Raw genomic sequence first — 11,018 nt, 5'->3', positions numbered from 1 at the left:
TAGCTTTTTAACTTTACAGGATAGCTTATGATTATTTGAAGTTCTGCGGCTTTGATATAGCTTCTGTGCTATCTCAGCATTATAGTCACTATTTATACTAGTGCGATTAAGTTCCTTTTTTATAGCTCTTTCACTATAGCCAATTTTATTGGCTATTTGAGATGTTTGGTATCCTAATTTAAGTAATTCTTCTATACAATATCTATTTGAAAGAGTTAAGTGCTTTGGCATTTTTTAGTTCCTTATCGTTTATTTTAGTTTCGTCAAAACCTAATAAACTATATTTGGAACTCTCTTTCAACTATTTAAAACTTTCAGAATACAATCTAGCTCTAATACCAAAGATTTAACAAGTTTTATAATATTGTGTTAGAATCTATAAATGTATATACAAGAAAATTTGAGGAAGATCTTAAAGATGAAGAAAGTTGTGTTATCACTGTGTGTTTTGGCTAGTGCTGTTACTGGAGTTTACGCAGATACTAAAATAGCTGTAGTTAACCCTGTAGAGATCTTCAATGATTCTGATTTGGGATCAGTTAGTGTTAAGAAAATGGAAAATGATTTGAAGCCCGAAGCTGCAAAACTCAAGCAAGAACAAAATGACATTATGCAGCAAATGAGAGCTCTTCAAGAAAACTCAGCTACTATGACAAAAGCTGAATTAGAGAAGCAGCAGCAGCAGATCCAACAAGAGCAGCAAAACTTTGCTCAGAAAGCTAAAGTTCTTCAACAAAAAGAGTATGCGGTTAAAGATAAGTTATCCAAGAAATTCCAGGCATCATTCAATAATGCTGTGGCAACAATTGCTAAGCAGAAGGGTTACAATATTGTGATGACGACTCAAGCTTTAGCATATGTAAATAATGTAGATGATATATCAAATCAAGTAATTGAAATTATGAATAAGAACTCTTAATTATTTCGAGGAGTTTTGATATGTATTCTTTAGATTTTTTAGCTTCGAAGTTAGATGGTGAAGTCAAGGGTGACAAAAGTATTGAGATAACTAGAATAGCTACTCTAGAAAAAGCAGGAGTTGGAGATATTTCTTTTTGTACAAATCCTAAATACTTAAAAGCATTATCTGAAACTAAAGCTTCCGCGGTTTTGATCACAGAGGAGGCATTAGAGTTTTGCAATACTAATGCAGTAGTATTGTCTAATCCATATATGGCTTTAGCCAAAGTTATGGAGCTTTTCGATAAGTCGCCTCAGCCTGATGGTAAAATACACAGTAAGGCTGTAATAGCTTCAAGTGCTATTATAGGTGAGAATGTGACCATCGGAGCAAACGCTGTTGTCGGTGAAAATGTTGTTATTGGAGATAATGTATTTATTGGTTCATGTGCTACTATTGATGAAGGTACAAAAATTGGTAATGATACTCTTATAAAGAGTAATGTATCTATTGCTCATGATGTTCAAATTGGAGCTAACTGTATAATACATCAAAATGCAGTCATTGGTTGCGATGGGTTTGGTAATGCTAGAGATGATGATGGTAGTTGGACTAAAATTCCTCAATTAGGAAGAGTTATAATTGAAGATGATGTTGAGATTGGCTCAGGAACGACAGTCGATAGAGGGGCTATTGATGATACCGTTATTAAAAAAGGTGCGCGTATTGATAATTTAGTGCAGATAGCTCATAATGTAATCATTGGTTGTAATACTGCTTTAGCTGGTGTAACGGCAGTTGCTGGAAGTACAACTATAGGAGATAACTGCTTGATAGGGGGGCAGTCTGCGATAATAGGTCACATAAGTATTTGTGATAATACGATTATTGGTGGAGCATCTAATATAGGTAAGTCTATTACTCAGCCAGGAATGTATTATGCTGCGTTTGAAGCTAAATCAAGGATTCAATGGGGACGATTTGTAGCAAAGCTATCTAAAATCGACAGTTTGATAAAAAAAGTAAAACAACTTGAAGATAAATTAAATAAGTAAGGATTATTGCATGAGCCAGTTTGATGAAAAAAATAAGCACATAGATGTGATGGGGATTAGAAAGATTTTACCTCATAGGTATCCTTTTGCTCTTTTAGATAAGATTGTTGATTGGAGTATTGAAGATAGAACGATCGTAGCTCATAAGAATGTAACTATCAATGAAGACTTTTTTAATGGACATTTTCCAGAATTTCCAGTGATGCCTGGGGTTTTAATTGTTGAAGCTATGGCTCAAGCAACTGCTATACTTGGTGAGTTGATGGCTGAGACTTTATTTGCTCATGTTGTTGTCAAAGCTGGTGGTGGAAGAAGAACATTTATGCTAGCAGGTATTGATAAGGTAAGGGTGAAAAGACCAGTTGTTCCTGGAGATGTTTTAGTTATCGAGTCACGTATGGTTAAACAGAAAAATATTATTTGTACTGCTGAGTCAGTGGCTAAAGTTGATGGACAAATAGTTTGTTCAGCTGAATTAATGGCAGCATATAAGGATTATTAATTGTGATACATAGTTTGGCAGTAGTACATGAAAGCGCCAAAGTAGCCGAAAGTGCTATAATAGGACCATTCTGTGTTATTGGAGAAAATGCTGTTGTTGGTGAAGGTACTGAGCTGAAAAGTCATGTTACTATTGGCGACAATACAGTAATAGGTAAAAATAACCTAATTTTCCAGTATGCATCAATTGGTGATGATCCTATTGATTATACTTACAGGAAAGGTGACTTTTCTCAAGTTGTTATTGGCGATAATAATATCATTAGAGAGTGTGTTACTATACACGGTGGTACATCAAAAGAGACAGGTGTTACAACAGTTGGTAATAGTAATCTTATTATGTGTTATGTGCATATAGGTCATGACTGTAAGGTTGGAAATAATGTCAGTCTTGTTAATGGTGTAGGTCTTGCAGGCCATGTTTATATTGATGATTTTGTTATTTTGAGTTCAAATGTTGGTATTCATCAGTTTTGCCGTGTTGGTAAGCATGCGTTTATAGCTCATGCTGCTCTTGTTGGAAAAGATGTTCCTCCATATTTAATGGTTACGGCTGTAACGGCAGGAGCTACTCCATGTGGTATTAATACGGAAGGTCTTAAACGAAGAGGATTTGCGCCGGAACACTTAAAGAAAATTAAAGAAGTGTATAAAGTGCTGTACCGAAAAGGTTTGATGATCAAAGAGGCTTTTGAAGTTATTAAAGAAATGGCAGATGAAGAGCCTGTATTAGAGCCGTTTGTCGATGTGATAAGCACTTCACGTAGAGGTATACTGAGATAATGAGAATAGGCATTGTAGCTGGAGAACTTTCAGGGGATCAGTTGGGTGCAACTCTTGTTGAAGCGTTAAAGAAAAAATATCCAAATGCTGAAATTGAAGGCATTGGAGGACCTAAAATGGAGGCGCAAGGTTTTAAAAGTTTGTATCCTATGGATGCTCTGTCATTAATAGGCTTTCTCGAAATTCTCTCAAAAGGTCTTAGTATATTAAGTATACGCAAAAAAATAATAAATTACTTTAAGCAAAATAGGCCAGATATATTTATTGGTATTGATGCTCCGGATTTTAATCTTACAGTAGAAAAAAAATTAAGAGCAAGTGGTATTAAGACTATACACTATGTAAGTCCTAAAATATGGGTGTGGAGAGAGTATCGCATCAGAAAAATCAGAAAGGCAACAGATAGAATTCTGGCAATTTTACCTTTTGAAGTTGAGTATTATAAAAATAGGCATAATTTTGAGGCAATATATGTAGGTCATCCACTTGCTAAAAATATACCTTTGGAGATTGATAGATCAAAATATAAAAAGCGTTTAGGTCTTGAAAATGTAGAGCTACCAGTGTTATCAGTATTACCAGGAAGTAGAACTACCGAAGTAACTAGATTACTGCCATTATTTTTAAATGCTATAGAAAAGCTACAAGAGTTCGGATATAAGTTTAAGGCTATTATGCCACTAGCGAAACCATCTCTTAAACCAATATTTGATCAATATAGTTCACAAATCAAAAGTTTAGGAATCGAAGTTTTTGAAACAAACTCTCATGATGTATTGAAAGCTTCAGATTTAAGTTTATTAGCTTCAGGAACTGCAACTTTGGAGGCTATGTTGTGTAAATTACCTATGGTGGTTGGTTACAAACTATCTAGGCTTTCAGCGTTTATAGGTAGAATTCTTATTCGTGGGCATAGTTACTGGGCTTTTCCAAATATTTTGCATAGAAGTGAAATAATAAAAGAATTGATCCAAGAGGATTGTACGGTAGATAATCTTTTTTATGAGTTGAAAAGATTGTTTGATGATAAGCAAAGAAATGATTATATAATTCAAGAATTTAAAAAAATTCATCAAGATATGGTTGTTGATACAGAAGAAAAGATCATAGAAGTATTGGATGCAATTATAGAAAAATCTTAATTTTTATGATCTATAAATATATAATACATGAGTATGAAAAACACCGCAGGTACTAAATAAATGACATTGATATTGGCTTTAGTTTTAATTTTAGTGATCTTAATTATAATAGATTTATTTCGTAAGAGTTTGAGAGTTAGGCAGAAAGATATTTTAGCAAATATTGAACATGCAAATAGCCAAGAGCTTGTGAGTCAAGCTAAAAACTCGCCAGATAAGGCATATGTTGAAGATGTGCAACGTGAATATCCATTATTAAGAGATGGCTTTTTGCTTATCTATTTTGAAGCAGCTCAATCTATGCAAGTGAAAGATTTAGCAACATTTTTGAAATATTATGGTATTAAATTTACAGATGAAAAAGTTTTTCAAAAAGTAAACTATAAAGATGTAATTTTTAGTGTTTTACCTGATAGTGAAGAGCAAGTGTTCGCAGCAGCTAACGACGGAGAGGTCAAAGGCGTAATAGCTGTAATGAATTATAGAAAGCTAGCTAATATAGGATATGATGTTAAAACATGTTATGAGCTTATGCTTGATATACTTGAGGCGTTAAGTAAATCATTTAATGGTATTCTGATGAATGAGCATAAAGTTAGACTCACGAAAAAAGATAAACAAAATTATTTAGCGGCTATACTGTAATCATTAGAGTAAAAAATTAGTCAGGATGTGTAGTTGTTTGATTTTAAATCCATAGTTTTTCTTAGTAGTTAATCATTGAAATTTTAATAATTTAGACTTTTAAAATTCTTTTTAGAAAGGTGTTTCTCAAATATAGATGTTGTTTTTAGTAAATTATATATAATTTATTTAATGGGAAAACATTTTGGTGGGCCCAGTAGGACTCGAACCTACGACCTACGGATTATGAGTCCGGCGCTCTAACCAACTGAGCTATAGGCCCAAAATTATAGACAAAATTATATTTCAAATATGATATTTAGTCAATAGCTATTTTGTATAAGTTGTTGTTATTTATAAATTTTTGATGAAGTTCCAACGATAAGGGGATCTGGGGCAATTGCTACTTCAGGATCTTTATTATCATAGTCTATACTATTTAATATGTATCTAATGGCATTTATCCTTGCGCGTTTCTTGTCATCAGACTTGACTATTACCCATGGAGCATAAGGTTTATCCGTATATATAAACATTCTTTCTTTAGCCTCAGTGTAGTCATCCCATTTATCTAAAGATGCTTTATCAATTGGGCTAAGCTTCCATTGTTTTAGAGGATGGTTTTCTCTAGCAGCAAATCTATCTTTTTGTTCTTGTTGGCTTACGGAAAACCAGAACTTAATGATTATTGTGCCACTATCAACTAGCATTTTTTCAAGCTGAGGAGCTTGTTCTAGAAATAAGAAACATTCCCTCTCTGTACAGAAACCCATAACTCGTTCTACACCAGCTCTGTTGTACCAAGATCTATCAAAAAGTATTATATCTCCTCCTGATGGAAGATGCTCAATATATCTTTGAAAGTACCATTGGTTTCTTTCTCTTTCGGAAGGTTTTTCTAATGCTATTACCTTAGCACCACGTGGATTTAAGTGCTCCATAACTCTTTTTATTGTACCACCTTTTCCAGCAGCATCCCTTCCTTCAAAAATAATTAGAACTTTTTTATTATTTTCTTTAACCCATTTTTGAAATTTTAATAATTCTATTTGTAAATGATGTTTTTGTTTTTCATATACTTTACGAGGAATTTTATGTTTGTATGGAAATATATTTTCGACAAAGAGTTTTTGGCGCTCTTCTTGACTTAAGACTTTCATATAAGAAATTGATTAATATTTCACCATAGGATAATATATTATCATATAGGATGAGTATTCGCTAAAGAGATTAGTTCTTTACTGGTTCTATATTAAGTTTGAGACTAAATAATATATAAAAGATCGAGAAAATTAATATTATTAATATGAAAGGGGTTGGAGTCTTTATTGGATACATTAAAACAGCTAGAAATGTAGAAATAGATGCAAGCATTGTAAATATAAAAGTAAATGTTTTTATAAATTTACTTTTACTTATATGTTCTGTTCTTGATAAGTAGATATATTTTATCGGAACAAATGAAAATATAGAAAGTACAATTATTACAGTTTCATTGATCCATTGAGGAGACTGAAAACATAACATATACATCGCCATTACATTCCAGTAACTAGGAAAGCCAACAAAAAAGTGATCATCAGTTTTGGCATTAGTTTGACAGAACTGATATGAAGATGAAATCGTTATCATTACTACTACTGGAATTAACCATTCTTGTGAGACTATGCCGGAGACATATATCCAAATGCAAGGCACAATGGAGTATGTTGTGAAATCTATAATATTATCAAGTAATGCGCCATCTAGAGGAGCTAATTTTTTGATATCTACTAGTCTAGCAAGGCTACCATCAATAGAGTCAATAAAGATAGCCATAATTATACTAAACATTGAAAGCTTAATGTAATAGTGATGAAGATCTATCTGATTAGTTACAGTGGCCTTAGCAGCTTCTATAGAGAAAATTATGGCGAGTATGCCAAAGACTGCACCTAGTGAAGTAAATAGATGTACTAGCCAAGCATAAATTTTTTGTATTATCTGCATAGTATTATGTGTTTTGAAATTTGTCACAAAATAAATAATTACAAAATTGTAACAAAAATAGTTAATAGTTTCTATTAATAACTAATTCAATAAGTTTTTCTAAATTTTGTGTCGGAATATTTCTGTTATGTAATTCAGATAATAATTTTTTAATCTCATCTTTTTTGTAGTGTAAGTACTTGTGTGCCCCATCAAGTCCCATTAGTGATACATAAGTGGATTTGTTAGCATCTATATCTTTAGCACTAGTCTTACCAAGTTCTTCTGTGGATTTTGTGACATCTAGAATATCGTCTTTAATTTGGAAGCATAATCCAATTAAATCAGAAAGTTCTGTTAAGAGATCTTCAATTTCAACATTGTTATATTTTGAGATTATATAGGGCAGTACAATACTTGCTCTAAACATTTTTGCAGTTTTATTTATATGAAGTATTTCTAAATCTTCTAATTTTAGGTTCTGATTTTCACCATCTATATCTAATTGTTGCCCTCCAACCATACCTTCTAAGCCGCAACACTTTGCAAATATGATATTAACTTTTCTTTGCTTATGTAAATCTTCTATGTCTAAGGTGTTGAGAATCTCAAATCCTAGTGATTGTAAGGCATCTCCAGCTAGAATTGCTGTCGTTTCGTTAAATCTTATATGACATGTAGGCTTACCTCTTCGTAAGACATCGTCATCCATTGCAGGAAGATCATCATGTATAAGTGAATAAGTATGTATACACTCTATAGCAAATGCAATTTTATGACAGTTTTGAACGTCTATGTTAAGTGTCTCACCTAATGCATATACAAATTGGGCACGTATCCTTTTACCGCCACTAAAAAAACTATATTTCATGGCTTCTTTGAGTTTTTCAGAAGGTGATTTTATGTCGCAAAACAAGTTTTCTGCAAAAAGGTTGAAGTTTTCTAATGTAGTATTAATACTCATAAGAATTTCGCTATATTATTATATTGTTTCTCTAGAACATCGCTATGAGCTTCAAATGTCTTTAGAGAACCTTGCGACATTTGCTCTAAATACTCTTTATTGTTTAGTAGTTTAATTACACTTTCAGCGAGGTCAGTATGATTTTTGACTCGCAGTAGTGCTCTATTACGGATTAATTCTTTTGAGATTTGACTAAAGTTATAAAGACTTGTGCCACTTATAATTGGTTTTGCCAGAGCTGCAGGCTCTAATAAATTATGGCCTCCATTATCTATTAATGTACCACCCACAAATGTGATGGTTGAGATATAATATAAGTGCAATAACTCTCCCATAGTATCACCTAAGTATATCTGAGTGTGATTGAAAATCTCATTAATACAAGAAGATCTTTTTTGGTAAGAAAATCCTTCGTTTATTATGAGTTTTTCTACTTTTTGGAAACGTTCTTTATGTCTTGGTACTATTATTAATAGACAATTTGGATGAGTAATTAATATTTCTTTATGAGCGGCAAGTATTATCTCCTCTTCTCCTTGATGAGTGCTACCAGCAATCCATACTGGTCTACCGTGTATACTTTGCTTTATATTAAGCATTTTATCTTCAAGGTTTTCAGGAGTTATAAGATTGTATTTTAGATTTCCAGTTACTGTAACTTTTTCCTTATCCACTCCCAATGAACAGAATCTTTTTGCATCTTTTTCCGTTTGAGCATTTATTTGAGCGATGTTTTTGAATAAGAAGTCTTTACCAAAAGGTATTTTGGTGTAGTTTCTCATAGATCTTCTTGATAAGCGTGCATTTGTTATTATTACAGGAATATTTTCAGCAAAACATTTATTTAGTATATTGGGCCATATCTCCGTTTCGATGATTACAAAAGCTTTAGGGTTGACTTTTACAAAGAAACTATTTACAAATGGTATCGTGTCATAAGGGATATACATATGATGTACATTTTTATGTTTGCTGTAGAGGTTTTTGACAACATCACTGCCTGTAGGCGTTGTAGTTGTTATGACAAAATTTTCATTGGGAAAGTTTTTTAATAATTCCCTTACTAGTGGTTCTGCTGATACAGTTTCACCAACAGATACAGAATGAATCCAGATGCAATCTTTCAAGCGAAGTTTCGTCTGAGCAAATCTCTCCCCCCATCTTTGCCTGTAACTACTATTTTTGAGACTTCTTTTAAGCTTTTTTAGGTATATAAAAGGCACATATATAATAAATAAGCTTGAGTATATATGAGCAAGAGAAACGTACAGTATTCTTTTTAAATGTTCCACACTTCTACCTAAAAGCTTACTTATATAAGTAATGATTACTAATTTAATGGTTTTATTTTAGCATATAAGACAAAAATTTATATCATCAGAGATAAAAAAATACACCGGCTTTATATTTTATTGATGATTTTATTAAGTGCTATAGCTCTGTGACTAATTCTATTTTTTTCATCATTTGGTAATTCTGCTAAGGTTTTTTGTAAATTAGGTAAAAAAAATATAGGATCGTATCCAAAACCATACTCACCAGAGCGACTATGCGTAATTTCGCCATCTAAGAAACCGTATTCTACTATTGGGGTGGGATCTGTTTCACTTCTAACATAAGCTAAAGCACAGACAAAGCGCGCAGTACGATTATTATTGTTTTTTAGATTAGTTAGTAATTTTTGTATATTAGCATCATCATTGCCATGCTTGCCTGCATACCTTGCAGAGTAAATGCCGGGGTCACCTGCTAATGAAAATACTTCAAGTCCAGAGTCATCAGCTATTGCAGGTAGCCCTGTATTTTTTGAGCAGTGCCTTGCTTTGATGATAGCATTTTTAATAAAACTAAGACCTGTTTCTTCAGCATCACTAATATTGAATTTTGTTTGGGGAATTATTTTGATATTTTTTTGCTTAAATATCTCAATAAATTCCTTGATTTTTCCTTTATTACTTGAAGCTAAGACTATTTCTTTCATTTGTGTGTTTTTTTTAAGTTTTGTATTTGTCTATATATTAGCAATAATTATTTCAAATGTTATAGTTAAATAACTATAGAGTGAAAATATAGAGATATTATTTATGAAAGTATGTTTTATTGGTGGTGGTAATATGGCTGCTGCAATGATCGCAGGAATGGTTAATCATGGCTATGATGGTCAGGATGTTATCGTTTTTGATAGAAATGAAGATAAAAGGGAAAATTTAGTTAGTCGATATGGGATACGGTCTTCGGACTCTTTAGTAGAGTCAATCGCTATAGCTGATATTATTATTTTAGCTGTAAAGCCACAAGGTATGATTAGTTTAATCAAGGATATTAGAGATCATACTAGAGATGATCAGACAATAGTTACGGTAGCAGCAGGTATCAAAACTAATGATTATGAGATAATGTTTGCTAAGAATATTTCTTTCGCAAGGACTATTCCTAATACGCCTAGTAGCTTAGGCTACGGTGCTACTGGAATATTTTTTAATAAAAATATTAGTGATGATGATAAGTCAGAAGTTATTAATATTATGAAGACAATGGGAGAGGTCGCTGTAGTTGAAAAAGAAGATGAGATTGATGTTATTGCAGCTATAGCAAGTTCTGGTCCAGCATATTATTTTCAATTTATGGAACATATGGTCAATGCTGCTGTCAAAAGAGGGTTGGATAAACAACAAGCTGAAAAGCTTGTTGCTCAAACGTGTCTTGGTGCTGCGCTGATGGCTTTGAAAAGTGATGAGAATATGGTTACTTTAAGAAAAAATGTAACATCTAAAAAAGGTATAACTTTTGAAGCGTTGTGTACTTTTGAGAAGTTTGATCTTGGTGGAATTATAGATGATGCTATACAAGCAAATATCACTAGAGCAGGGCAGCTGGCTCAAGAATTTAGTTCGGAAATCTCTTAATTAGAGCCCTCTATTTTGGTTGATATTTTGTGTACTTTATAAAAGCTAGATTGTATTCTGAAAGTTTTAAATAGTTGAAAGAGAGTTCCAAATATAGTTTATTAGGTTTTGACGAAACTAAAATAAACGATAAGGAACTAAAAAATGCCAAAGCACTTAACTCTTTCAAATAGA

The 11,018-nt window shown here is 32.5% G+C and carries 13 protein-coding genes and 1 tRNA gene; 7 read left to right on the top strand and 7 right to left on the bottom strand.

Annotated elements, in window-relative coordinates; translation table 11 throughout:
* On the bottom strand, nucleotides 1-231 hold a 231-nt coding region (locus F8C69_RS05865), incomplete at its 3' end, for a helix-turn-helix domain-containing protein (RefSeq protein ID WP_159183974.1).
* A gap of 187 nt (nucleotides 232-418) precedes the next feature.
* Between F8C69_RS05865 and F8C69_RS05860 the strand changes: the two genes are divergently transcribed.
* Genes F8C69_RS05860 through F8C69_RS05835 form a run of 6 tightly spaced genes read left to right on the top strand, consistent with a single transcriptional unit; the run spans nucleotide 419 to nucleotide 5,027 of the window.
* Entirely contained in the window at nucleotides 419-919 is a 501-nt protein-coding gene (locus tag F8C69_RS05860; RefSeq protein ID WP_159184539.1) for an OmpH/Skp family outer membrane protein, read from the top strand.
* Nucleotides 920-939: 20 nt separating this feature from the next.
* A complete protein-coding gene (gene lpxD, locus F8C69_RS05855; RefSeq protein ID WP_159184538.1) occupies nucleotides 940-1,956 on the top strand; it encodes a UDP-3-O-(3-hydroxymyristoyl)glucosamine N-acyltransferase in 1,017 nt (338 codons plus the stop codon).
* Between the two features lie 10 nt (nucleotides 1,957-1,966).
* The gene (fabZ, locus tag F8C69_RS05850; RefSeq protein ID WP_159184537.1) at nucleotides 1,967-2,458 is read left to right on the top strand and encodes a 3-hydroxyacyl-ACP dehydratase FabZ; all 492 of its coding nucleotides are present in this window, start codon (nucleotides 1,967-1,969) and stop codon (nucleotides 2,456-2,458) included.
* A gap of 2 nt (nucleotides 2,459-2,460) precedes the next feature.
* Nucleotides 2,461-3,240: an acyl-ACP--UDP-N-acetylglucosamine O-acyltransferase gene (gene lpxA, locus F8C69_RS05845; RefSeq protein WP_159184536.1), complete on the top strand. Its 780-nt coding sequence runs from the start codon at nucleotides 2,461-2,463 to the stop codon at nucleotides 3,238-3,240.
* Complete coding sequence (lpxB, locus tag F8C69_RS05840) at nucleotides 3,240-4,382, top strand: lipid-A-disaccharide synthase (protein WP_159184535.1); 1,143 nt, start codon at nucleotides 3,240-3,242, stop codon at nucleotides 4,380-4,382. The genes lpxA and lpxB overlap by 1 nt, the downstream gene beginning before the upstream one ends.
* A gap of 60 nt (nucleotides 4,383-4,442) precedes the next feature.
* Nucleotides 4,443-5,027, top strand: coding sequence for a cell division protein ZipA C-terminal FtsZ-binding domain-containing protein (locus tag F8C69_RS05835; protein WP_159184534.1), 585 nt, complete (start codon nucleotides 4,443-4,445; stop codon nucleotides 5,025-5,027).
* A 185-nt stretch (nucleotides 5,028-5,212) separates the two neighbouring features.
* Here F8C69_RS05835 and F8C69_RS05830 read toward each other — a convergent pair.
* From F8C69_RS05830 to rdgB, 6 genes are all read right to left on the bottom strand, one after another.
* Nucleotides 5,213-5,289, bottom strand: a tRNA-Ile gene (locus F8C69_RS05830).
* Between the two features lie 67 nt (nucleotides 5,290-5,356).
* Entirely contained in the window at nucleotides 5,357-6,166 is an 810-nt protein-coding gene (ppk2, locus tag F8C69_RS05825; protein WP_159184533.1) for a polyphosphate kinase 2, read from the bottom strand.
* 70 nt (nucleotides 6,167-6,236) lie between these two features.
* Nucleotides 6,237-6,995 (bottom strand): CDP-alcohol phosphatidyltransferase family protein, encoded by a 759-nt coding sequence (locus tag F8C69_RS05820; RefSeq protein WP_159184532.1) that lies wholly within the window; start codon nucleotides 6,993-6,995, stop codon nucleotides 6,237-6,239.
* A 61-nt stretch (nucleotides 6,996-7,056) separates the two neighbouring features.
* Nucleotides 7,057-7,938 (bottom strand): polyprenyl synthetase family protein, encoded by an 882-nt coding sequence (locus tag F8C69_RS05815; protein WP_159184531.1) that lies wholly within the window; start codon nucleotides 7,936-7,938, stop codon nucleotides 7,057-7,059.
* Nucleotides 7,935-9,230: a lipid IV(A) 3-deoxy-D-manno-octulosonic acid transferase gene (waaA, locus tag F8C69_RS05810; protein ID WP_159184530.1), complete on the bottom strand. Its 1,296-nt coding sequence runs from the start codon at nucleotides 9,228-9,230 to the stop codon at nucleotides 7,935-7,937. Before waaA ends, F8C69_RS05815 begins: the two co-directional genes overlap by 4 nt.
* A 110-nt stretch (nucleotides 9,231-9,340) precedes the next feature.
* Nucleotides 9,341-9,919, bottom strand: coding sequence for an RdgB/HAM1 family non-canonical purine NTP pyrophosphatase (rdgB, locus tag F8C69_RS05805; protein ID WP_159184529.1), 579 nt, complete (start codon nucleotides 9,917-9,919; stop codon nucleotides 9,341-9,343).
* A 103-nt stretch (nucleotides 9,920-10,022) separates the two neighbouring features.
* Here rdgB and proC point away from each other — a divergent pair, with 103 nt between their 5' ends.
* Nucleotides 10,023-10,844 (top strand): pyrroline-5-carboxylate reductase, encoded by an 822-nt coding sequence (proC, locus tag F8C69_RS05800; protein ID WP_159184528.1) that lies wholly within the window; start codon nucleotides 10,023-10,025, stop codon nucleotides 10,842-10,844.
* The last annotated feature ends 174 nt before the right edge of the window (nucleotides 10,845-11,018 follow it).

Source organism: Francisella noatunensis subsp. noatunensis (assembly GCF_009823375.1).
In the GTDB taxonomy this organism is placed as follows: domain Bacteria; phylum Pseudomonadota; class Gammaproteobacteria; order Francisellales; family Francisellaceae; genus Francisella; species Francisella noatunensis.
The sequence above is the reverse complement of the archived record's forward strand: the minus strand, read 5'-3'. Positions and strand labels throughout refer to the sequence as shown.